22 protein-coding genes are annotated in these 23,410 nt (G+C 60.1%); 16 read left to right on the forward strand and 6 right to left on the reverse strand.

Going from position 1 to position 23,410, the window contains the following annotated elements:
• Positions 1–92: 92 nt before the first annotated feature.
• The 4 genes from ACYZUD_RS18570 (at position 93) to ACYZUD_RS18585 (ending at position 3,417) form a co-directional block, all read left to right on the forward strand.
• Positions 93–1,649: a bifunctional aminoglycoside phosphotransferase/ATP-binding protein gene (locus ACYZUD_RS18570; RefSeq protein ID WP_462019595.1), complete on the forward strand. Its 1,557-nt coding sequence runs from the start codon at positions 93–95 to the stop codon at positions 1,647–1,649.
• Positions 1,650–1,739: 90 nt separating this feature from the next.
• Positions 1,740–2,084 (forward strand): pentapeptide repeat-containing protein, encoded by a 345-nt coding sequence (locus ACYZUD_RS18575; RefSeq protein ID WP_462019596.1) that lies wholly within the window; start codon positions 1,740–1,742, stop codon positions 2,082–2,084.
• Positions 2,085–2,328: 244 nt separating this feature from the next.
• Positions 2,329–2,601 carry a TfoX/Sxy family protein gene (locus ACYZUD_RS18580; protein ID WP_007971093.1) on the forward strand — a complete coding sequence of 91 codons (273 nt, stop codon included), beginning with the start codon at positions 2,329–2,331 and terminating at the stop codon, positions 2,599–2,601.
• 15 nt (positions 2,602–2,616) lie between these two features.
• Positions 2,617–3,417, forward strand: a complete 801-nt coding sequence (locus ACYZUD_RS18585; protein WP_462019597.1) for a Crp/Fnr family transcriptional regulator — start codon at positions 2,617–2,619, stop codon at positions 3,415–3,417.
• A gap of 233 nt (positions 3,418–3,650) precedes the next feature.
• Here ACYZUD_RS18585 and ACYZUD_RS18590 read toward each other — a convergent pair whose 3' ends face one another.
• Genes ACYZUD_RS18590 through ACYZUD_RS18605 form a run of 4 tightly spaced genes read right to left on the reverse strand, consistent with a single transcriptional unit; the run spans position 3,651 to position 7,197 of the window.
• The gene (locus ACYZUD_RS18590) at positions 3,651–4,502 is read right to left on the reverse strand and encodes a ChaN family lipoprotein (RefSeq protein ID WP_462019598.1); all 852 of its coding nucleotides are present in this window, start codon (positions 4,500–4,502) and stop codon (positions 3,651–3,653) included.
• A 21-nt stretch (positions 4,503–4,523) separates the two neighbouring features.
• The gene (locus tag ACYZUD_RS18595; protein WP_462019599.1) at positions 4,524–5,291 is read right to left on the reverse strand and encodes a heme ABC transporter ATP-binding protein; all 768 of its coding nucleotides are present in this window, start codon (positions 5,289–5,291) and stop codon (positions 4,524–4,526) included.
• Positions 5,291–6,274, reverse strand: a complete 984-nt coding sequence (locus ACYZUD_RS18600; RefSeq protein ID WP_462025071.1) for a FecCD family ABC transporter permease — start codon at positions 6,272–6,274, stop codon at positions 5,291–5,293. Before ACYZUD_RS18600 ends, ACYZUD_RS18595 begins: the two co-directional genes overlap by 1 nt.
• A 50-nt stretch (positions 6,275–6,324) precedes the next feature.
• Positions 6,325–7,197, reverse strand: a complete 873-nt coding sequence (locus ACYZUD_RS18605; RefSeq protein ID WP_462019600.1) for a heme/hemin ABC transporter substrate-binding protein — start codon at positions 7,195–7,197, stop codon at positions 6,325–6,327.
• Positions 7,198–7,362: 165 nt separating this feature from the next.
• On the opposite strand from ACYZUD_RS18605, the gene ACYZUD_RS18610 reads away from it, so the two are divergent.
• On the forward strand, positions 7,363–7,680 hold the full coding sequence (locus ACYZUD_RS18610; RefSeq protein WP_462019601.1) for a Rieske (2Fe-2S) protein: 318 nt from the start codon (positions 7,363–7,365) through the stop codon (positions 7,678–7,680).
• Here the strand turns inward: ACYZUD_RS18610 and sfsA are convergent.
• Positions 7,677–8,390, reverse strand: a complete 714-nt coding sequence (gene sfsA / locus ACYZUD_RS18615) for a DNA/RNA nuclease SfsA (protein ID WP_462019602.1) — start codon at positions 8,388–8,390, stop codon at positions 7,677–7,679. The two genes, ACYZUD_RS18610 and sfsA, sit on opposite strands and share 4 nt — an antisense overlap.
• On the reverse strand, positions 8,390–9,562 hold the full coding sequence (locus ACYZUD_RS18620) for a pyridoxal phosphate-dependent aminotransferase (RefSeq protein ID WP_462019603.1): 1,173 nt from the start codon (positions 9,560–9,562) through the stop codon (positions 8,390–8,392). The genes sfsA and ACYZUD_RS18620 overlap by 1 nt, the downstream gene beginning before the upstream one ends.
• Positions 9,563–9,895: 333 nt before the next feature.
• On the opposite strand from ACYZUD_RS18620, the gene dksA reads away from it, so the two are divergent.
• The 11 genes from dksA (at position 9,896) to pgi (ending at position 23,223) form a co-directional block, all read left to right on the forward strand.
• Entirely contained in the window at positions 9,896–10,336 is a 441-nt protein-coding gene (dksA, locus tag ACYZUD_RS18625) for an RNA polymerase-binding protein DksA (RefSeq protein WP_007902025.1), read from the forward strand.
• 201 nt (positions 10,337–10,537) lie between these two features.
• Positions 10,538–11,425, forward strand: a complete 888-nt coding sequence (gene gluQRS, locus ACYZUD_RS18630) for a tRNA glutamyl-Q(34) synthetase GluQRS (RefSeq protein WP_462019604.1) — start codon at positions 10,538–10,540, stop codon at positions 11,423–11,425.
• Between the two features lie 77 nt (positions 11,426–11,502).
• On the forward strand, positions 11,503–11,679 hold the full coding sequence (locus ACYZUD_RS18635) for a hypothetical protein (protein ID WP_003176118.1): 177 nt from the start codon (positions 11,503–11,505) through the stop codon (positions 11,677–11,679).
• The gene (locus tag ACYZUD_RS18640) at positions 11,663–14,617 is read left to right on the forward strand and encodes a sensor histidine kinase (RefSeq protein WP_462019605.1); all 2,955 of its coding nucleotides are present in this window, start codon (positions 11,663–11,665) and stop codon (positions 14,615–14,617) included. The genes ACYZUD_RS18635 and ACYZUD_RS18640 overlap by 17 nt, the downstream gene beginning before the upstream one ends.
• 22 nt (positions 14,618–14,639) lie before the next feature.
• A complete protein-coding gene (locus tag ACYZUD_RS18645; RefSeq protein ID WP_462019606.1) occupies positions 14,640–16,076 on the forward strand; it encodes a sigma-54-dependent transcriptional regulator in 1,437 nt (478 codons plus the stop codon).
• An 818-nt stretch (positions 16,077–16,894) separates the two neighbouring features.
• The gene (locus ACYZUD_RS18650; protein WP_462019607.1) at positions 16,895–18,298 is read left to right on the forward strand and encodes a polynucleotide adenylyltransferase PcnB; all 1,404 of its coding nucleotides are present in this window, start codon (positions 16,895–16,897) and stop codon (positions 18,296–18,298) included.
• Positions 18,299–18,300: 2 nt separating this feature from the next.
• Positions 18,301–18,786, forward strand: coding sequence for a 2-amino-4-hydroxy-6-hydroxymethyldihydropteridine diphosphokinase (gene folK / locus ACYZUD_RS18655; RefSeq protein WP_462019608.1), 486 nt, complete (start codon positions 18,301–18,303; stop codon positions 18,784–18,786).
• 375 nt (positions 18,787–19,161) lie between these two features.
• Positions 19,162–19,962 (forward strand): 3-methyl-2-oxobutanoate hydroxymethyltransferase, encoded by an 801-nt coding sequence (gene panB, locus ACYZUD_RS18660; protein ID WP_462019609.1) that lies wholly within the window; start codon positions 19,162–19,164, stop codon positions 19,960–19,962.
• Entirely contained in the window at positions 19,959–20,819 is an 861-nt protein-coding gene (gene panC, locus ACYZUD_RS18665; RefSeq protein WP_462019610.1) for a pantoate--beta-alanine ligase, read from the forward strand. Before panB ends, panC begins: the two co-directional genes overlap by 4 nt.
• Positions 20,820–20,948: 129 nt before the next feature.
• Positions 20,949–21,329 carry an aspartate 1-decarboxylase gene (gene panD, locus ACYZUD_RS18670; RefSeq protein ID WP_003228271.1) on the forward strand — a complete coding sequence of 127 codons (381 nt, stop codon included), beginning with the start codon at positions 20,949–20,951 and terminating at the stop codon, positions 21,327–21,329.
• Positions 21,330–21,558: 229 nt separating this feature from the next.
• Positions 21,559–23,223 carry a glucose-6-phosphate isomerase gene (gene pgi / locus ACYZUD_RS18675; protein WP_462019611.1) on the forward strand — a complete coding sequence of 555 codons (1,665 nt, stop codon included), beginning with the start codon at positions 21,559–21,561 and terminating at the stop codon, positions 23,221–23,223.
• The last annotated feature ends 187 nt before the right edge of the window (positions 23,224–23,410 follow it).

The following is a 23,410-nucleotide window of genomic DNA, read 5'->3' on the forward strand; positions in this document are numbered from 1 at the left end:
CATACTCAACAGGAGCCCTCCGAGGTTTGCGTCAGGCGGACTTGCGGCCATAATGGCGGCCGTGAATTTTCCCAGACTCTGAAGGATCGCTCGTGAGCCAGTCCCTGATCGCCGCCCTGCAAAACCCGGCCCTCTACCCGCACCCCGTCGACGGATTCCAGGTCATCGAGACCCATATTTCCTGGGTCATCCTGACGGGCCCCTTTGCTTATAAAGTGAAGAAACCGGTGAATTTCGGCTTCCTCGACTTCACCAGCCTCGACGCTCGCGAGCATTTCTGCGCTGAAGAGCTGCGACTTAACCAGCGTCTGACCAACGATTTGTATCTGGAAGTGTTGCCGATCACCGGCAGCGCCGAAGCACCGCAATTGGGCGGCGAGGGCCCGGTCGTCGATTTCGCCCTGAAAATGCGTCAATTCCCACAGAGCCAGTTGCTCAGCACGCTGCAGGCCAACGGTGAATTGACCACCGCGCACATCGACGAGATGGCCGCACAAATCGCCCAATTCCACCTCTCCGCGCCGAAAGTACCCGCCGAACACGAAGCCGGCACCCCGGACAGCGTCATGGCGCCGGTACGCCAGAACTTCGAACAGATCCGCCCGTTTCTCAGCGACAAGGTCGACCTGCTGCAACTTGACGCCCTGCAAGCCTGGGCCGAAAGCAGCTTCGAACGCCTCAAGCCGCTGTTTGCCCAGCGCAAGGCCGACGGTTTCATCCGCGAATGCCACGGCGACATTCATTTGGGCAACGCCACCGTGATCGACGGCAAGGTCGTGATCTTCGACTGCATCGAATTCAACGAGCCGTTCCGCTTCACCGACGTTTATGCCGACACCGGCTTCCTGGCGATGGACCTGGAAGACCGTGGCCTGAAGAGTCTGGCACGTCGTTTCATCAGCCAATACCTGGAACTGACCGGCGATTACCAGGGCCTCGAGCTGCTGAACTTCTATAAAGCCTACCGCGCACTGGTGCGCGCCAAGGTCAGCCTGTTCAGCATGCCGGCCGAGGCCGACCCGGTGCAGCGCGCCACTACCCTGCGTCAGTACCGCAACTACGCCAACCTGGCAGAAAGCTACAGCACCATTCCTTCGCGCTTCATGGCCATTACCCATGGCGTTTCCGCCGTCGGCAAGAGCCACGTGGCCATGCGCCTGGTGGAAGCGCTGGGTGCCATTCGCTTGCGCTCCGATGTAGAGCGCAAACGTCTGTTCGGTGAGCAAACCGTACCGAACGACCCGCAAGCCGGCATTTACAGCGCCGACGCCAGCGCCGCGACCTACACCCGCCTGCATGAAATTGCCGCCGTGATCCTGCGTGCCGGCTTCCCGGTGGTGGTCGATGCCACCTACCTCAAGCGCGACCAACGTGACGGTGCGGCGAAAATCGCCGAAGCCACCGGCGCGCCGTTCCTGATCCTTGATTGCAATGCGCCGCAAGCGGTCATCGAGAGTTGGCTGGCGCTGCGTCAGACGGACAAAAAGGACCCGTCCGACGCCAACCTGGCCGTTATCGAAGCCCAGCAAGCCACTCGTGAGGCCCTGACGCCAGCAGAGATTCTCTGCAGCAAACGCGTCCAGACCAATGAAAGCGGGACACTCGACACCGTTGTTGCGCAAATTCGCCAACGCCTGCCGGGTCTGTAAAAAGTATTTCAGCCGTGAAGCCTTCGCCCGCTTCACGGCTGTCAGATAGTGGCACTATACTGGCGTCATAAAACCAACAGGTGATGCGACATGAGCCAGCCGAAACTTCTCGACACCCCGCTTTTTGCTTTGCTGCACAAAGACGACATCACAGGTTTCAACAACGAACGCCCAGCGGTCGGACCTATCGATATGGTCGGTGGCGATTTCCGAGGCCTGGACCTGCGCGAGCTGAATGCTGACGGCGTCGACTTTACCGATGCCTATTTCCGCTCCGCCGACTTGCGAGGCATCGACTTCAGCAATTCAATCCTGGAAGGAGCAAGCCTGGCCCACGCGCAGATTTCCGGCGCCTACTTCCCCCCGGAGCTGAGTGCAGATGAGATTCTGATGTCGATGAATTTCGGTACACGCCTGCGTTATCGCACCCGCTAAAAGCGACCTTTAACTGACCAGTCCGGCGCCCCCGCTTCGCGCTGGACTCCGGGCATTTTTTGTCTGGAAACCTGTTCCCATCCCGCCTCTTCCTACCGCGTTCGCGGACTTTCACGCACCTGCACGAACCTGTCTCTTAGAAGCATTTGCGTCGAAACCGACCAAACAATCACGCTTTTCCTACTGATGGCTACACTCCTGAGAGGCTCGCCCACGCACCGTTCGGCCGTCGCAAGGAGGCTTGATGAATGATGAACTGCAACACCTGAAGAATCTTGGCAAGACGTCGGCGCAGTGGCTGCATGCCGTGGGCATCCACAGCGCCTCGGACTTGCGTCGCCTGGGGGCGGTGGACGCTTATCGGGCCGTGCGCACGCGCGGGTTTCGGGCGTCCAAGGTGTTGTTGTATGCGATCGAAGGTGCCCTGATGGATGTGCATTGGAACGACATTCCCGCCGAGCGCAAGGAAGCCCTCAACAAACAGCTGGAAGCGATCTCCTCACGCCACAAGAATTGAACAGGCACAGCCGCCATGTACTTACTGGGGGAACAACCGGCTTACGCCGACGCACTGATCAACCGACTGCAAAACATACCCGCCCGACTGTTGGAGGGGTTATCGCCTTGCGGACCACCCCTGGAGTTTTCAGATGCAGACGATCTGATGACCTTACTCCCCGGCAATCAACTGTTTGTGCTGGAAAACGGACTGCTGCATGGGTGTGTTGACGAACGCGCACTGTTTTATCTGCATGAGGGCGATCTGGTCGGCTTACGTCAGGATATGGAATTGCCGCGTTATCGCTTGTGCAGCGATAGCCCGCTGACACTGACGGCCTATCTGCGATCCGAAGTTTTCCAGCATATCTATGCCGACCCGGCGCGCTCGGAGCTGTTCCTGCAATACCTGGTCGGCCAAACCACCCTTCTGACCGACGCGGTCGCCCGCCTGAAACAACCGGAGTTTCGCACGACCAATGGCTTTCAGCGCGTGGCCAGGGGCGAAGTGCTGATCCATCAGGGCGATGATGCCGATCACGTGTTCGTGATCATCGAAGGTCACGCCGAAGCCTTTGTTGATGGACATAAAGTCGGCGATGTACCCAGGGACGAGATTTTCGGCGCCATGGCGGTGTTCACCGGAGAGAAACGTAACGCCAGTGTGATCGCCAGCGAACCGAGCACGGTGATGCTGATCCCCAAGGATCAGTTTCTGAGCCTGACTCAAAGCAATCCGAAGATCGCCCACAGCCTGATCGAGAGCATGGCACGACGCATCGATCAGTTGAACAAGCAGCTCACGCAGCTGATTTCGCACAAGCGCACAGCCTGAAGCCCAATGACTACTGGGATTCTCAGCAAACGAATGACGAATTTCAAATAAATGGAGAATCAGCGGTTGACTTGGTAATGAGAATCGCTATGATTATCACAACCGGTCGCGAGACTGGTCGATATTTGAAAAGCCCTTGGTTCGGACTCTCAGATATCTCCTCATCAGGCTAATCACGGTTATTTGACCCGGCTCTTGCCGGGTCTTTTTTTGCCTGTGGAAAAGTCCTTCGTTTACTGGCCGAACTGCTTACGCATCTGCGCGCAGTAATCCGGCGCGGGTATGGCAGGCGTGTACCAGACGTAATCGGCCATGGCCGTCGTGACCTCACTGCCCTGCTGCGCCAGCATCAATACCGTCGGTGCTTCGGGCTCTCCCAGGTCAAGCACATGGATCGGCACGCCGACATCCTTGCGCGCGTGGTAGGCGCCGGCAAACAGCAATGAAGGAGTCGGTGCCGCCAGCAGCCGCTCGGCCATGCGTCGGTCACGTTGCTGCTGGACCGCCAGCATCGCCGGCATCTGCGATTTAGGCAGTAGCCCACAATGAGAGTCGCTGATTTGTTCCAGCAACTCGTCCTTGACTGAAGACGCATTGGAGCGAGAACCGCTTAATGTCGGCGGGTTGGCGTAGAAAGTACGGACTTCACGTGTGTCCAGATTGGCTGCCAGCAGCGGGTACGGCTGGGTCAGGGCGAAACGAACGATCGGGCCGTACAGATTCCACTCCCACCCCTCCTGCCACGCCAATGCGCCGGGCAAATCGGCTGGTGGCGTCGAGGCGCGGCGCACGTCATCGACACGCGATTGTTGATCCGGCGTCAGCATTTCCAGCAGCAGACTGCCTTGGGGTCGACGCTCACCCAGCGACTGCACCAGCCACAATTGCAGATCATGGTGATCGCGATTGTCATGCTGCTCACCCACGATCAGCCGCGAAGGCTTGGCCAATCGAGCCACCAGTTCCTGCGCCGTCAGGGTCTGACCGCTGCGCAAATCCCGAATCTCTCCGACAATCGGTGGCGGCGCCGAAACATGTTGGCAGGCACTCAGCATCAGCACAGCCAAAATCACCATCACGCGCATGACTCACCCCCTATGGAAAACTCAGCGGGCGATGATCAGCGGATGCCCACGCTCCGGGTGCCGTTGCACCAGAACTTCCAACCCGAATACTGCCTTGAGCGGCTCCGGACGCAATACTTGCTCAGGTGTATCAAGCGCCACCGGACGCCCGCCTTCGAGCAGTAGCAGGCGATCACAATAGCGCGCCGCCAGATTCAGATCATGCAGGATCACCAACACCGCTGCACCGCGATCGGCGAACTCGCGCACCGCTTGCAGCGTTGTGTGCTGGTGCAGCGGGTCGAGCATCGAGGTCGGCTCATCGAGCAACAAGGTTTGCCCCGCCTCGCCCGGCCAGAGTTGCGCCAGCACCCGCGCCAGATGCACCCGCTGACGTTCGCCGCCGGACAAGGCCAGATAGCTGCGGCCACTCAAATGCCCGGCATCGGCGGCCTGCAACGCGGCGGCAACGATCTCGTCATCCCGGACCCGGCCGCTTTGGTGAGGCAAGCGGCCCATGCCGACCACTTCTTCGACGCGAAAAGCGAAGTCCAGGGTCGACACCTGCGGCAACACCGCCAGACGCTGCGCTCGCAGCGCACCGGTCCAATGACTCAACTCGTGCTTGTCGAGCCAGACACTGCCGTGATCAGCCTGTAACTCGCCGCACAAGGCACCGAGCAAGGTGCTTTTGCCGGCGCCATTCGGTCCCAGGACACCCAGGACTTCGCCCGGTTTGAGCTCAAGGGTGATGTCGGTCAGAACGATCTTTCGGCCCCGACGGATTTGCAGATTTTGCGTTCGCAACATCAGGCACGCCCTCGGAGCAGTAAATACAGGAAGAACGGCGCACCGATGAACGCCGTGACAATCCCGATGGGCAACTCGGCCGGCGCCAGGGCGAGTCGCGCCACCAGATCGGCAAACAACAGGAGACTGGCGCCCGCCAGCACCGAGGCTGGCAGTAGCACCCGATGATCAGGACCGGCCAGCAGCCGCACCAGATGCGGGACCACGAGACCAACAAACCCGATCAACCCCGCCGCCGCCACGGCGGCACCCACACCCAGCGCCGTACAGAACACCAGTTCGCGCTTGAGCCCTTCGACATCGATACCCAGGTGACCGGCCTCCGACTCCCCGAGCAACAATGCATTCAGGGCCTTCGCCCGACGTGGCAGCCAAAGTGCTACGCCGACACTGATCAACAGCAATGGCCAGAGCCGCGAATAGCTGGCGCCGTTGAGGCTGCCCAGGTTCCAGAACGTCAGGGTGCGCAGCGTCGCGTCATCCGCCAGATAGGTGAACAACCCCACGGCGGAACCGGCCAGCGCAGTCAAGGCAATACCCGCCAACAGCATGGTCGCGACATTCGTCTGCCCATTGCGTCGACCCAGTCGGTACACCAGCGCCGTCACCCCGAGCCCGCCAAGAAATGCGCAGAGCGATAGCAGATAAGGTCCGAAGGACTCCGGCAGACCGCCGAATATCGAGCCACCGACTATCGCAATGGCCGCGCCCAATGCCGCACCGCTGGAAACACCCACCAGCCCCGGATCAGCCAGTGGATTACGAAACAATCCCTGCATCGCCACGCCCGACAGCGCCAATACTCCCCCCACTGCCAGGCCCAACAAGGTTCGCGGCAGACGAATCTGCCCGAGGATCAGCTCGGCTTGCTCCAGCCCATCCGGTGCAATGGGCAGGCCGATCAGGCGCAATGCCGCCCGCAAAGTATCCAGCAACGGCAAGCTCACCGGCCCCAGCGCCAACGACAGCCAGATCGCCAACAAACACAGCAGACTCAGACCGATGAATAACACACGGGGTTTAACCAGGATGGTCATTGGCCGGCCATGCCGGGGAAGAAACCATCAGACAGTTTTTTCAGCGCATCGGGCAACCGTGGCCCGAGACCACCCACCAGCAACGTCGTATCGAGCTCCATGACTCGCTCGTCCTTGGCCGCGCGGGTCGAGGACAGAATCGGGTTTTCCTTGAACAACGCTGCACGCGCGGCATCGCCGGTCAGTGCTCGGTCCGCAAAGACCAGCACGTCAGGATCCAGACTGACCAGTGATTCAACAGAAAAGGGTTTGTAGCCGGTATGCGTTGCCAAATTGTGCCCACCGGCTTTTTGGATCAACCAATCGGCGGCGGTGTCCTTGCCGGCGATCAGCGGCTTGCCGCCAGCATGGCCGAGCAGCAATAGCACGCCTGGGGATTTTTCCTTCAACTGCGCCCGAGTGACCCGGACCTTTTGCTGTTCGAGTTGCTGTTGATAAGTCTGGAGCAGTTGCGCCGCCCGGTCTTCAGCGCCGAGCAACTTGCCCAGATGCGCCAGGTTGCCCTGTAACGTCGGCAGATCCGGCTGAGCCGAAAACAGTTCGACTTGCACGCCGGCACTGCGAATCTGCGAAAGCACTGGCGGTGGCCCCATTTCCTCGGTGCCGACCAGAATCTGCGGGCGTAAGCTTAAAATGCCCTCCGCCGACAGTTGCCGCTGATAACCGATGCTCGGCAAGGCCTTCAGGGATTCGGGATGCTGACTGGTGGTGTCGACGCCGACCAGTTTCGACTCGCCACCCAACGCGCTGACCCATTCGGACAAAGCGCCACCGGCACTGACCCAACGTTGCGGCAACTCGGCCGCTGCGGCCTGGTGGCTGACGAGGAGTCCGACACAAAGCGCAGCAACGCGGGTACTCAGGCGCATAAACAGCTTCCTTTAAGTTTTTCCCAGGTATCGAGATGGCAGGCCAAGTATCCTCGGCATCTGGCACCTGCACCCGACGGGCAAGGCAGCCATTTGATAATTGTTTGCATTTGAACGTCAAGCTCGGACATATCTGGTCATGAGCCGCAGGATTTGAGGATAGACATGAAGTTTCTTTGCACGGGCGCGCAATTGGCTGACGCCAGCAGCCGCGGTTTCGACATCGACGGGCAAAAGCTCTTTGCCGTGCGCCGGGACGGTCAGGTTTACGTCTACATCAATCGCTGCCCGCACCGCGGCGTCGGGCTGGAATGGACGCCCGACCAGTTCCTCGACCCCAGCAACAGCCTGATCCAGTGCGCCACCCACGGCGCACTGTTTCTGATCGAAGATGGCGAGTGCGTCGCCGGCCCTTGCGCCGGGCAATCCCTGACCCGCGTCGCCTGCCGCGAAGACGAACAAGGGATCTGGGTCAGCCTCTAGCCGTGCAACAGAACGTCCAGACGCCGATCGACCACCATCTCTTCATGGGTCAACCGCACCCCATAGGCCAGCACCTCGACCCCGCACGCCACCGCTTCCCGCAAGGCCGATGCGTAGGCCGAATCGATTTCTTCTGCAGGACGCACGGCGTCGATACCGGTGAGGTTCACGCAATACAACTGCACCGCGCGGATCCCGTCCCGGGCCAAATGCGCCAGCTCCCGCAAATGCTTGGCGCCGCGCTGGGTCACCGCATCGGGAAACGCCGCCACAGGTGAGCCGTCGAAGCCCAACGTAACGCTCTTGACCTCCACATAGGCCGGCCCGCTTGGGTAATCGAGGCGAAAATCGATGCGACTGCTCTCCTGACCGTAGGCCACTTCGCGTTTCAACCCGGTGAAACCGCTCAGCTCGGTGATGACACCTGCCCGCAAGGCTTCTTCGATCAAGCCATTGGCCCGGCCGGTATTCACACAAAACAACCGCCCCTGCGGGGTTTCTCCGACTTCCCACGTGCCGGGCAACTTGCGTTTGGGGTCATTGGAACGGCTGAACCAGACCTGCCCGCCCTCGACCTGGCAGTTGAGCATCGAGCCAGTGTTGGGGCAGTGAATGGTCAGCAATTCGCCGTCAACGGTTTCGATATCGGCGAGAAAACGCTTGTAACGACGGATCAGGCGACCTTCTTCGAGGGGAGGATGAAAACGCATCAGCCTTGCCAGCTCCGCAAACCGCGAGCGATCCGCTCAACCGCTTCCTGTAGGCGCGGAAGACTTTGGGTGTAGGCAAACCGCACATGATGGCCGGCCTGATACCGCCCAAAGTCCAGGCCAGGAGTGATCGCCACATGCTCGGTTTCGAGGAAGTGTCGACAGAACGCGAAGGCATCACCGCCGAACTTGCTGATATCGGCGTACAAGTAGAACGCGCCCTCCGGTTCAACAGCGATGCCGAAACCCAACTCTCGAAGCGCTGGCAGCAGGAAATCCCGACGACGACCGAATTCGGCGCGACGCTCTTCGAGAATGGCGAGGGTCGCGGGCTCGAAACAGGCCAACGCCGCATGTTGGGCCATGCTCGGAGCGCTGATGTAGAGGTTCTGGGCGAGTTTTTCCAGCTCACCGACGGCCGCTTCAGGCGCGACCAGCCAACCCAGTCGCCAACCGGTCATTCCGAAATATTTCGAAAAACTATTCAGCACAAAAGCGCTGTCATCGACTTCCAGCACGCTGGCTGCATCGGTGCCGTACGTCAGGCCGTGATAGATCTCGTCCACCACCAGATGGCCGTGGCGCGCCTTGATCGCGGCAGACAGCCCCGCCAGTTCATCGCGGGTCAGGATCGTCCCGGTCGGATTGGCCGGTGACGCCACCAGTGCGCCGACGCTGTCGTGATCCCAGTGACGCTCGACCAGGTCCGGTGTCAGCTGATAACGCACGTCCGGGCCGACCGGCACCAGTTGCGCCGCGCCTTCCACCAGCCGCAGGAAGTGCCGGTTGCAGGGATAACCGGGATCGGCCAGCAGCCAGTGTTTGCCTGGGTCCACCAGCAGCGCGCTGGCCAACAGCAACGCGCCAGAGCCGCCAGGGGTGATGAGGATGCGCTGCGGATCAATGCTCAACCCATAACGCTGCTGATAAAAGCCCGAAATGGCCTCACGCAACTCTGGGATGCCGCGCGCGGCGGTGTAACGGGTCTTCCCCGCCGTCAACGCCGCCTGGCCAGCTCGAATGATCGGCTCGGCGGTGGTGAAGTCCGGCTCACCGATTTCCAGGTGAATCACGTCGTGGCCGGCGGCTTGCAGTTCATTGGCCCGCGCCAGCAGCGCCATGACATGGAAAGGTTCGATCGCGCGACTGCGGGCACTGTAGGGCTGGGCCATTAGCCTTCCTTCAACGGGAAAAAAATCGATTCTACCCAAGCACAGGAACGAGCGAGAACCTAAAGCGGTCAGAGGCGTTATAACCTTGGCCGTAAACGACTCAAGCGTGTGCTCCAGGTTTGACTAAAATCATTAATTGATCAGGCCTCCAACACCACCAGACAAGGCTTTGCAATCATTTGCAAGCCCATTGAGCCACTACCTCGACATCCGGGAGTAGCGCGGTCCGATTTGATCTGGTAAGTTCGCCCGCTTGCAGCCGCAGGGCCGGCAGGTGTCGGTGATGGAGCAATCCTGCGCAGATGGATTACAAGAGTAGAGGCGGTCCATTTCATGCCCACCCAAGCAAAGCAGCAAAACCAGTCGATCAGCGGCTTCGAACCCTACAAAGAAGTTAAGGGCGAGGAATACATGGGCAAACCCATGCGCGCTCACTTCACCAAGATCCTGAATAAGTGGAAACAGGACTTGATGCAGGAAGTCGACCGTACGGTTGATCACATGAAAGACGAAGCGGCCAACTTCCCTGACCCGGCAGACCGTGCCAGCCAGGAAGAAGAATTCAGCCTCGAATTGCGTGCCCGCGACCGCGAGCGCAAGTTGATCAAGAAAATCGACAAGACCTTGCAACTGATCGAAGACGAAGAATATGGCTGGTGCGAGTCCTGCGGCGTCGAAATCGGCGTCAAGCGACTGGAAGCCCGCCCTACCGCCGACATGTGCGTTGACTGCAAGACCCTGGCGGAAATCAAGGAAAAGCAAGTCGGCAAGTAATCTCGACTTGAACGAAAAACGGAGCGTGCGAACGCTCCGTTTTTGTTTCTGAAATTCGCCTCGGCAGCCAACCTGTGGGAGCGAGCCTGCTCGCGAAAGCGGTGTGTCAGGTAACATTAATGTTGGAGCTGATGGCCCCTTCGCGAGCAGGCTCGCTCCCACAAGTGATTTCCGTACGACCGGACAACATAGATCGCCTTTATGACCTTCCCCGCCTACATCGGGCGCTTCGCCCCCACGCCCAGTGGACATTTGCATTTCGGTTCGCTGGTCGCAGCGCTGGCCTCGTACCTCGACGCGCGCTCGGTGGGTGGTCGCTGGCTGATGCGCATGGAAGATCTCGACCCACCACGGGAAGAGGCCGGCGCTCAGACAGCCATTCTCAAGGCGCTGGAAAGCTACGGATTCGAGTGGGACGGCGAAATGGTCCGACAGAGCGACCGACACAATGCCTACGCCGAAGTCCTCAATCGCCTGTTCAATCAAGGTCTGGCTTACGCCTGCACGTGCTCGCGCAAACAATTGGAGCCGTATCACGGCATCTATCCGGGACTGTGCCGCAACGCGGGTCATGGCACGGAAGACGCCGCGATTCGCCTGCGCGTGCCCGAACTGGAATACCACTTCATCGACCGGGTGCAAGGCGAGTTCCACCAACACCTGGGCCGGGAGGTCGGCGATTTCGTGATCCGCCGCCGCGACGGGCTCTACGCCTATCAGTTAGCCGTGGTGCTCGATGATGCATGGCAGGGCATCACCGATATCGTCCGTGGCGCCGACCTGCTCGACTCCACGCCGCGTCAACTCTATCTGCAAGAGCTGCTGGGCTTCGCGCAACCGCGCTATCTGCATATCCCGCTGATTACCCAGCCCGACGGCAACAAACTCGGCAAATCCTATCGCTCACCGCCGTTGACCGAAGATCAGGCGACGCCTTTGTTGCTGCGTGCCTTGCGCGCACTGGGGCAGAATCCCGGCGCCGAACTGGCTTACGCCACGCCACGGGAAGTGCTGAACTGGGGCATCGCCCACTGGGATGCGTTGCTGATCCCGCGCACACTCACGCTACCCGAAGCGCAACTACAGTGATCACACTTGCAGTAGCGCGCCCATCCGTTACCATCGCCGCACGTTTTCGGGCACGCGCATAAAAAAGAGAGGCCGGGATGTACATCTATCGCTTGGTCCTGCTCCTGGTAGTGGGGATTTATCTGTTCTCCCCGGCCATCATGGATTGGTGGATCGACGCCACTGGCGCCTGGTATCGCCCGTATCTGCTCTGGCTGATCCTGATCGTCGTGACCTTCATCCTGCAGAGCCAAAAAGATGCCGATGAGCTTTAGCCTGACCCAGATGATCCTGATCAGCGCCGCATACCTGGCGGTGCTGTTCGGCGTCGCCTGGGTCAGCGAACGGGGCATGATCCCGCGCGCGATCATTCGCCACCCGCTGACCTACACCCTGTCGCTGGGGGTTTATGCCAGTGCCTGGGCGTTTTACGGCACGGTGGGCCTGGCCTATCAGTACGGCTACGGTTTTCTATCCAGCTACCTCGGGGTCTCCGGGGCGTTTCTGCTGGCGCCGGTGTTGCTGTATCCGATCCTGAAGATCACCCGCACCTATCAGCTGTCGTCGCTGGCCGATTTGTTTGCCTTCCGCTTTCGCAGCACCTGGGCCGGCGCACTGACGACGATCTTCATGCTGATCGGCGTGCTGCCGTTGCTGGCCTTGCAGATTCAAGCAGTGGCCGACTCCATCAGCATCCTCACCCGCGAACCGGTGCAGCATCGCGTAGCCCTGAGCTTCTGTGCACTGATTACGCTGTTCACGATTTTCTTTGGCTCGCGCCACATCGCCACCCGCGAGAAACACGAAGGCCTGGTGTTCGCGATTGCCTTCGAGTCGGTGATCAAATTGATCGCAATCGGCGGCGTCGGTTTGTATGCGCTGTATGGCGTGTTCGACGGTCCGCAACAGCTGGAACTGTGGCTGCTGCAAAACCAGACCGCCCTCGCCGCCCTGCACACACCTTTGCAGGAAGGGCCGTGGCGCACGCTGCTGTTGGTGTTCTTCGCCTCGGCAATCGTGATGCCGCACATGTACCACATGACCTTTACCGAAAACCTCAACCCGCGCTCGCTGGTCAGCGCAAGCTGGGGTTTGCCGCTGTTTCTGCTGCTGATGAGCCTGGCAGTGCCGCTGATTCTCTGGGCCGGACTGAAACTCGGCGCCACGACCAACCCGGAATACTTCACGCTGGGCATCGGCATTGCCGCCAACAGCAAGGCCCTGGCACTGCTGGCCTATGTGGGCGGATTGTCGGCCGCCAGCGGGCTGATCATCGTCACAACCCTGGCCCTGTCCGGGATGGCCCTGAACCACTTGGTGCTGCCGCTTTATCAGCCGCCAGCAGAAGGCAACATCTACCGTTGGTTGAAGTGGACCCGCCGGGCGCTGATCGTCGCGATCATCATGGCCGGTTACGGTTTCTACCTGCTGCTGGGCGCGGAGCAGGACCTGGCCAACCTCGGTATCGTCGCCTTCGTCGCCACGCTGCAATTCCTGCCGGGCGTGCTGTCGGTTCTGTACTGGCCGACCGCCAACCGTCGCGGCTTCATTGCCGGCTTGCTCGCAGGGATTCTGGTGTGGCTGGTGACCATGCTGCTGCCACTGGTGGGCAATCTGCAGGGCTTCTACATTCCGCTGCTGAACATGATTTACGTGCTGGACGACACCAGTTGGCACATGGCGGCAATCGCCTCGCTGGCCGCCAACGTGCTGATGTTCACGCTGATCTCGCTGTTCACCAACGCCAGCCCCGAAGAAGCCAGTGCCGCCGAGGCCTGCGCCGTGGACAATGTACGTCGCCCGCAACGCCGCGAACTGCACGCCGCCTCGCCCCAGGAATTCGCCACGCAACTGGCCAAACCGTTGGGTGCCAAGGCTGCACAGAAGGAAGTCGAGCAAGCGTTGCGTGACCTTTATCTGCCATTCGACGAGCGCCGGCCTTACGCCTTGCGCCGTTTGCGTGACCGTATCGAAGCCAACCTGTCCGGCCTGATGGGGCCGAGCGTGGCTCAGGACATGGTCGAGACGTTCCTGCCTTATAAGGCCGGCGGCGAGAACTACGTCACCGAAGACATCCACTTCATCGAAAGTCGCCTTGAGGATTACCACTCGCGCCTGACCGGCCTTGCCGCCGAGCTCGATGCCCTGCGCCGCTATCACCGCCAGACCCTGCAGGAACTGCCGATGGGCGTCTGCTCGCTGGCCAAGGATCAGGAAATCCTCATGTGGAACAAAGCCATGGAGGAGCTGACCGGGATTGCCGCGCAGCGCGTGGTCGGTTCGCGCCTGAGCACCATTGCCGATCCGTGGAAAGAATTGCTGCAAGGCTTCATCAACCTGCCGGACGAGCATTTGCACAAACAGCACTTGGCCCTCGACGGTCAGACGCGCTGGCTGAACCTGCACAAAGCGGCGATCGACGAACCCCTCGCGCCGGGCAACAGTGGCCTGGTGCTGCTGGTGGAAGACTTGACCGAAACCCAGATGCTCGAAGACAAACTGGTGCACTCCGAGCGTCTGGCCAGCATTGGCCGACTGGCCGCCGGCGTTGCCCATGAAATCGGCAACCCGATCACTGGCATTGCGTGTCTGGCGCAGAACCTGCGCGAAGAGCGCGAAGAAGACAGCGAACTGAAGGAAATCAGCGGGCAGATCCTGGAGCAGACCAAGCGCGTGTCACGCATCGTTCAGTCGCTGATGAGCTTCGCCCACGCCGGCAGTCATCAACACAACGACGAGCCCGTCTGTCTGGCGGAAGTGGCCCAGGATGCCATCGGCCTGCTGGCCCTGAACCGACGCAATTTCGAAGTGCAGTTCTATAATCTGTGCGACCCCGATCATTGGGTTGAAGGCGATCCGCAGCGCCTCGCCCAGGTGTTGATCAACCTGCTCTCAAACGCCCGTGACGCCTCGCCTCCCGGCAGTGCGGTACGGGTCAAAAGCGAAGCCGGCGAACACACGGTCGATCTGATCGTGGAAGACGAAGGCAGTGGTATCCCGTCGAGCATCATGGACCGATTGTTCGAACCTTTCTTCACCACCAAGGATCCTGGCGAAGGCACCGGTCTGGGCCTTGCACTGGTCTATTCCATCGTTGAAGAGCATTATGGACAAATCACCATCGACAGCCCGGCTGATGTACAAAGCCAACGCGGCACCCGTATCCGGGTGACCTTGCCGCGTCATGTCGAAGCGACGTCCGCTGTGAACTGAGACCGTCGAGAGTATCGAATCAATGCCGCACATTTTGATCGTCGAAGACGAAACAATTATCCGCTCCGCCTTGCGCCGACTGCTGGAACGTAACCAGTACCAGGTCAGCGAAGCCGGTTCAGTGCAGGAAGCACAAGAACGCTTCACTATTCCCACGTTCGACCTGATCGTCAGTGACCTGCGCCTGCCTGGCGCGCCAGGCACCGAGTTGATCAAGCTCGGCCAGGGCACTCCGGTGCTGATCATGACCAGCTACGCCAGCCTGCGCTCAGCGGTCGACTCAATGAAGATGGGCGCGGTGGACTACATCGCCAAGCCTTTCGATCACGACGAAATGCTCCAGGCCGTCGCGCGAATCCTGCGTGACCGGCAATCGGCGCAAGCCAGCGGTGAACCTGCCGTCGGCAAAGCCGCCAATGGCGCGGCGAAACCGGGTGTCGACAACAGCAACGGCGAAATCGGCATCATCGGCTCGTGCCCACCGATGCAGGATCTGTACAGCAAGATCCGCAAAGTCGCGCCGACCGACTCCAATGTCCTGATCCAGGGTGAATCCGGCACCGGTAAAGAACTGGTGGCGCGCGCCCTGCACAACCTCTCCAAACGCGCCAAGGCACCGATGATTTCGGTGAACTGCGCGGCCATTCCGGAAAGCCTGATCGAGTCCGAACTGTTCGGCCACGAAAAGGGCGCGTTCACGGGTGCCAGCGCCGGTCGTGCCGGTCTGGTAGAAGCCGCCGACGGCGGCACCTTGTTCCTCGACGAAATCGGCGAACTGCCACTGGAAGCCCAGGCGCGCCTGCTGCGTGTATTGCAGGAAGGTGAAATCCGTCGGGTGGGCTCGGTGCAGTCGCAGAAAGTCGATGTACGCCTGATTGCCGCGACTCACCGGGACCTCAAGAGCCTGGCGAAAATCGGCCAGTTCCGTGAAGACTTGTACTATCGCCTCCACGTGATCGCCCTGAAATTGCCGGCCCTGCGCGAGCGTGGTGCCGACGTCAACGAAATCGCCAATGCCTTCCTGGCGCGACAGAGCGCGCGGGTCAACCGCACCGACCTGAAGTTCGCCCCGGATGCCGAGCAGGCGATTCGTCATTACTCCTGGCCGGGCAACGTTCGTGAACTGGAAAACGCTGTCGAGCGCGCGGTTATTCTGTGTGAGAGCCCGGAGATTTCCGCCGAACTGCTGGGTATCGACATCGAACTGAGCGACCTGGGAGAAGACGACTTCATCGGCCTGGCGCCGCAACAGGGCAACAACGCCAGCAACACCAGCCACGAACCGACCGAGGACCTGTCACTGGAAGACTACTTCCAGCACTTCGTGCTTGAGCATCAGGACCACATGACCGAAACCGAGCTGGCGCGCAAACTCGGGGTCAGTCGCAAATGCCTGTGGGAACGTCGTCAGCGCCTTGGTATCCCGCGGCGTAAAACCGGGGTGGCCAGCGAGAGCTGAACGTCACCTGTACGGTGTGCGGGTAACACGTGACTTTGTGAAAAAACTGTTACCCCAGCTTTTTCACGTAACAGAAGCCGGGGCTTATGGTAACGAAGCCCCGGTTTTTTTGGGCCTCAAAAAACCTGATAAGGCAACGTAACCCCTTGTTTTGCTGGGCCTCACAAAAGTTGGCACGCACCCTGCTATATGTTTGGTACAAGAACAATAACAAGCAATGCACAAGACAATAAAAATAAGACGAATCGACTCACGCACAATAAAAACAAGACGGCGAGAGGCGCAGCTAACTGATTCTTTTGGAGAGGCGTTGTATTTGGGGCGTGCCCCACGACCAGGCCGAGAACAATAAAAAACTGTCCTAAGACAGTGCCTGAACTGGTTGGATCGCAAGATCACTGCAACACAGCGACCAAAGCAATCCGTTTGCTCTTGGCTCCCGATTGGGAGGGTCATGAAGGAAAATCTTCATGGCGAGGGCACTCAACAAAAACAAGAAGCCCGAATCAAAAATAAAAATAGAGCACGCAACTACTTTCTTGGGGAGCTTCGGCTCCCCTTGTAGTTTCTGCAATTTGGAAATCCTTCCAAGCCCCTGTAGGAGCGAGCTTGCTCGCGAAAACCCCGAGGGCAGCGCTGAGTATCTGGTTTACGCGTTATCGTTCACGACCATCGCGAGCAAGCTCGCTCCTACAAGCGGCGGCTTACAGCTCATATCTGCTGTGTCCTACACCATCCCCCGACTAAATGCTAGAATCCCCGCCCATCATGCGGTCATTCTTCGTTATGGCCGAACATTCCTTCAAACAGTGCATCCCATGCTGAAGAAGCTGTTCCAGTCATTCCGTTCTCCCAAGCGTCATACGCAACACATCCGCAGCACGCCTGAAGTGCTTAACAGCGGCCAACATTCGCTGCAGAAGGCGCAATTCAGCCGCTACGCGGTGAACATCGTCGAACGCCTGCAGAACGCCGGTTACCAGGCTTACCTGGTCGGTGGCTGTGTGCGTGACATGTTGCTCGGCATCACACCGAAAGATTTTGACGTCGCCACCAGTGCCACCCCTGAACAGGTGCGCGCCGAATTCCGCAACGCGCGGATCATCGGTCGTCGCTTCAAGCTGGTGCATATCCACTTTGGTCGCGAAATCATCGAAGTCGCGACCTTCCGCGCCAATCATCCGCAAAACGACGAGGAAGAAGACAGCAACCAGTCTTCCCGCAACGAGAGCGGGCGTATCTTGCGCGACAACGTCTACGGCACGCTGGAAGAAGACGCGCAACGTCGCGACTTCACCATCAACGCCCTGTATTACGATCCGGTCAGCGAACGCATCCTCGACTACGCCAACGGCGTACACGACATCCGCAATCACCTGATCCGCCTGATCGGCGATCCGAAACAACGCTACCAGGAAGACCCGGTACGCATGCTGCGGGCCGTGCGTTTCGCCGCCAAGCTGGATTTCGGCATCGAAAAACACAGCGCGGTACCGATCCGCGACCTGGCGCCGATGCTGCGCGAGATCCCGTCGGCCCGCCTGTTCGAAGAAGTGCTCAAGCTGTTCCTCTCCGGCCATGCCGCGGACACCTTCGAGATGCTGGTCGACCTGCAACTGTTCGACCCGCTGTTCCCGGCCAGTGCCGAAGCGCTGGAATACAACCCGACGTATACCCACACGCTGATCAGTGAAGCCTTGATCAACACCGACCTGCGGATCAAACAGAACAAACCGGTGACCCCGGCGTTCCTGTTTGCGGCCCTGCTCTGGCCTGCCCTGCCGGCGCGCGTGCTGCGCCTGCAAGAACGTGGCATGCCGCCGATTCCGGCGATGCAGGAAGCGGCTCACGAGCTGATTGCCGAACAGTGCCAGCGCATTGCGATTCCGAAACGCTTCACCATGCCGATCCGCGAGATCTGGGACATGCAGGAGCGCCTGCCACGGCGCAGCGGCAAGCGCGCCGACCTGTTGCTGGACAACCCGCGGTTCCGCGCCGGCTACGACTTCCTGCTGCTGCGTGAAAGCGCCGGCGAGCAGACCGATGGCCTGGGCGAATGGTGGACGGACTATCAGGACGCCAACGAAAGCGAACGTCGCGACATGATCCGCGACCTCAGCGGCAAGGACGAAGGCGCCAGCGGTGCACCACGCAAACGTCGCCGCAGCGGCGGTGCCAAGCGCAAACGCGCAGCCGGCGCTCCGAGCGCCACGGGCGAGTAATCATGGAACGCATCTACATCGGCATGGGCAGCAATCTGGCTGACCCCGCCGAACAATTGCGCAGCGCCGTCGAGGTGCTCGCGCAGTTGCCGCAGACCGAACTGGTCGGGGTTTCAGCGTTTTATCAGAGCGACTCGCTGCTACCCGGCCAACCGCGTTACACCAACGCGGTCGCCGCCCTCGACAGCACCCTCGCTCCGCTGGAGCTGCTTGATGCGCTGCAAGCCATCGAGAACGGACAGGGCCGCAAACGTCTTGAACGTTGGGGGCCACGCACGCTGGACCTCGACATCGTGCTGTTCGGTGATCGGCTGATCGACGAGCCCCGTCTCAAAGTGCCTCACTACCATATGCAGGAACGGGCGTTCGTTCTGTATCCGCTGGCCGAACTGGCGCCTGCGGATTTGCGTTTGGCCGATGGCCGCACATTGACCGAGCTGCTCGCGGTTTGCCCGTTCGTCGGGCTGGAACGCCTCCCCCCGAATTGACAGAAATCCCCTGTGGGAGTGAGCCTGCTCGCGAAAGCGGTTTCACATTCACCATCATCGTTGAATGTCAGACCGTCTTCGCGAGCAGGCTCGCTCCCACAATGGTCTGTGTCGTCTCAAAGATCCGCGCAACGAAAATCTGCTGAATCGCATCAGTTACCCCGGTAACACCCCACACGTAACAATGCGGTAACACACGCAATTGACTTCCCGAGTTCTCCTCACGACTATAGGCGTCCCGCTGCCGCCAACACGGCGTTGAAGGGCGCAATCCAGGCCTTAAAAGCACGACAACAGACCGTGCGCCTGTATTTAACGAAGAATCACGCGCGTTACTCGCAGTAGTTTCCACAGCGCCTGAATGAGGAACTTTTCATGCCAGCCATCACCCTGACCACCCTGCAAGGTCTCAAGCAAAAAGGTGAAAAAATCACCATGCTGACCTGCTATGACGCGACCTTCGCCCACGCCTGTAATGAGGCGGGTGTCGAAGTGCTGTTGGTGGGCGACTCCCTCGGCATGGTTTTGCAAGGTCACGACAGCACCCTGCCGGTGACCACTGCTGAAATGGCTTACCACGTCGCGGCCGTCAAACGCGGCAACACCGATGCGTTGATCCTCGCCGACCTGCCCTTCATGGCCTACGCCACCACCGAACAAGCCATGATCAACAGCGCTCTGTTGATGCAGGCCGGTGCGCACATGGTCAAGGTCGAAGGCGCACTGTGGCTGGCGGACTCGATCCGTCTGCTGGCCGAACGTGGCATCCCGGTGTGCGCCCACATGGGCCTGACACCGCAATCGGTGAACATCCTTGGCGGCTACAAAGTCCAGGGCCGTAACGAAAACCAGGCGCGGCAGATGCGCGCCGACGCCATCGCCCTCGAACAGGCCGGTGCCGCCATGTTGTTGCTCGAATGCGTTCCGAGCGAACTGGCCCAGGAAATTACCCAGGCTGTGGGTATCCCGGTGATCGGTATCGGCGCTGGCAGCGGCACCGATGGCCAGGTATTGGTTCTGCACGACATGCTGGGCCTGTCGATCACCGGCCGCGTGCCGAAGTTCGTGAAGAACTTCATGGCCGGGCAACAAAACATTCAAGCGGCACTCGGCGCTTACGTCAGCGAAGTCAAAGCAGCCACTTTCCCCGGCATCGAACACGGATTCTCTGCATGAACACCGTAAAAACCGTACGCGAACTGCGGGCCGCCGTAGCCCGCGCCCGCAGTGAAGGCAAGCGTATCGCCTTCGTGCCGACCATGGGCAACCTGCACAGCGGTCATATCGCACTGATTACCAAAGCCAGCCAACGGGCGGATTTCGTGGTCGCGAGCATTTTCGTCAATCCGCTGCAGTTCGGCGCCGGCGAAGACCTCGACAAGTACCCGCGCACCCTGGCGGCGGACCAGGAGAAACTGCTCCAGGCCGGATGCCACTTGCTGTTCGCCCCCACCGTTGAAGAAATGTACCCCGACGGCATGGCCGGCCAGACTCGCGTCAGCGTGCCGCAACTCTCCGAAGGCCTGTGCGGCGCCAGCCGTCCCGGGCATTTCGAAGGGGTGGCGACGGTCGTCAGCAAGCTGTTCAACATGGTCCAGCCGGATCTGGCGATCTTCGGCCAGAAAGACTTCCAGCAGCTGGCGGTGATTCGCGCGCTGGTGCATGACTTGAACATGCCGATCCAGATCATCGGCGAGCCGACGGTGCGTGCGGCCGATGGCCTGGCGCTGTCGTCGCGCAATGGTTTCCTCAGCGAAGAACAGCGGGCTGTTGCGCCGGTTGTGTATCGCGGCTTGAGCCAGATTGCCGACGCGATCAAACAGGGTGACCGGGATTACCCGGCGTTGATTGGTGCGCAGATCAAGCAGCTTGAAGCGGCTGGCTTGCGCCCTGATTATCTGGAAATCCGCCATGCGCTGACCTTGCGTCCAGCGACGGCGGAAGATCGGGATCTGGTGATTCTGGTAGCAGCTTTCCTGGGCTCGACGCGGTTGATCGACAACCTGCACCTGGATCTCGACGCACCGGCTTAAACAGCACGATCAAAAACCAAACAGCAAATCAAAAAATCCAACGGCAAGATCAAAAGATCGCAGCCTGCGGCAGCTCCTACGCGCCTGTGGGCGCTGCCCGCCGTTCGATTTCGACCTGGGAACACACTCATGCACGCCATCATGCTCAAGGCCAAGCTGCATCGCGCCGAAGTCACCCACGCTGTACTCGATTACGAAGGTTCCTGCGCCATCGACGGTGAATGGCTGGACCTGTCGGGCATCCGTGAGTACGAACAGATCCAGATCTACAACGTCGACAACGGCGAACGCTTCACCACCTACGCGATTCGTGGCGAAGAAGGTTCGCGCATGATTTCGGTCAACGGCGCCGCCGCGCACAAGGCCAAGGTCGGTGATCGCGTGATCATCTGCGCTTACGCTCACTACAGCGAAGCCGAGCTGCTCAACTTCAAACCGCGCATGCTCTACATGGCGCCGGGCAACGAACTGAGCCACACCAGCAACGCCATTCCGGTCCAGGTCGCCTGATCGAACCGTAGTCTGTCTCGCTTCCGTTTGTCGGACCGTTCCCAACTTCGATGTTAAAAAAGTACCGGAAACAGGTCAGACAAAGTCAAGACAGATCACTGCGCGGGGTTTACTGTATTCGCCCTGCGCCATGAATTCGTGTCGACGCAGTTGACCGGACGCCCACCCGCAGCGCTCCGGGATTTTTAGTGTTCAAAAGGCCGTTCAAGTAAAAAGGAAACCCGCAGCGATGGCGTACTACCGCACTCCTCACGACGTGACCGCTCTGCCCGCCTGGCAAGCGTTGAATGACCACCGCCAAGCCATGCAGGATTTCAGCATGCGCGAAGCCTTTAATGCCGACCCGCAGCGCTTTACTCAATTCACCCTCAGCAGCTGCGGCCTGTTTCTCGATTATTCGAAGAACCTGATCAACGCCGAGACCCGCAATCTGCTGGTGGGCCTGGCCAACGAAGTCGACCTCAAGGGCGCGATCAAATCGCTGTTCGAAGGCGAAATCGTCAATTCCTCCGAAGGCCGTCCTGCCCTGCACACCGCGCTGCGCCGCCCGTTCGGCGACAAGCTGTCGGTCAATGGCGTCAACGTGATGCCCGAAGTGCACAAAGTGCTGAACCAGATCACCGACCTCGTGGGCCGCATCCATGATGGTCTGTGGCGCGGTTACACCGAGAAGCCGATCACCGACGTGGTGAACATCGGTATCGGCGGCTCGTTCCTCGGCCCTGAGCTGGTCTCCGAAGCACTGTTGTCCTACGCCCAGAAAGGCGTGCGCTGCCATTACCTGGCGAACATCGACGGCAGTGAGTTCCATGAGCTGACCATGAAGCTGCGCGCCGAGACCACGCTGTTCATCGTCTCGTCGAAATCCTTCAACACCCTCGAAACCCTGAAGAACGCCCAGGCCGCTCGCGCCTGGTACCTGGCTCAGGGCGGTTCGGAAGCCGAGCTGTATCGTCACTTCATCGCGGTCTCGAGCAACAACGCCGCAGCCGTGGCATTCGGTATCCGCGAAGAAAACATCTTCCCGATGTGGGACTGGGTCGGCGGCCGTTACTCGCTGTGGTCGGCCATCGGTCTGCCGATTGCCCTGGCCATCGGCATGTCGAACTTCAAGGAACTGCTGTCCGGTGCCTACACCATGGACCAGCACTTCCAGAGCGCGCCCTTCGAACAGAACATGCCGGTGCTGCTGGCCTTGCTCGGTGTCTGGTACGGCAACTTCTGGGGTGCGCAGAGCCACGCGATCCTGCCGTACGATCACTACCTGCGCAACATCACCAAACACTTGCAACAGCTGGACATGGAATCCAACGGCAAGAGCGTGCGCCAGGACGGCACCCCGGTGTCCACCGACACCGGTCCGGTGATCTGGGGCGGCGTGGGTTGCAACGGTCAGCACGCGTATCACCAGTTGCTGCACCAGGGCACCCAGTTGATCCCGGCCGACTTCATCGTGCCGATCGTCAGCTTCAACCCGGTGTCCGACCACCACCAGTGGCTGTACGCCAACTGCCTGTCGCAAAGCCAGGCATTGATGCTCGGCAAGACCCACGCCGAGGCCGAAACCGAGTTGCGTGACAAAGGCATCAGTGAAGAAGAAGTGCAGAAACTCGCGCCGCACAAGGTGATCCCGGGCAACCGTCCGAGCAACACATTGGTGGTCGAGCGCATCAGCCCGCGGCGTCTTGGCGCGCTGGTGGCGCTGTACGAACACAAAGTCTTCGTGCAAAGCGTGGTCTGGGGCATCAACGCCTTCGACCAGTGGGGCGTGGAGCTGGGCAAGGAACTGGGCAAAGGCGTCTACAACCGCCTGGTCGGCAGCGAAGAGTCCCCGGCTGACGATGCATCCACCCAAGGCCTGATCAACTACTTCCGCGGTCGTCACCGCGGGTGATAGGCTGAAGGGGCGGTTTACCCGCCCCTTTTAACTTGCAGCATCGACAGTTCTACGGCACCGGGCTTACTGCAAAATCGGTGGCGTGCGCTATCACTGTAGGAGCTGCCGAAGGCTGCGATCTTTTGATCTTCTAAAAATCAAGATCAAAAGATCGCAGCCTTCGGCAGCTCCTACGAGGGTCGCG

This window comes from Pseudomonas sp. XS1P51, assembly GCF_054897845.1.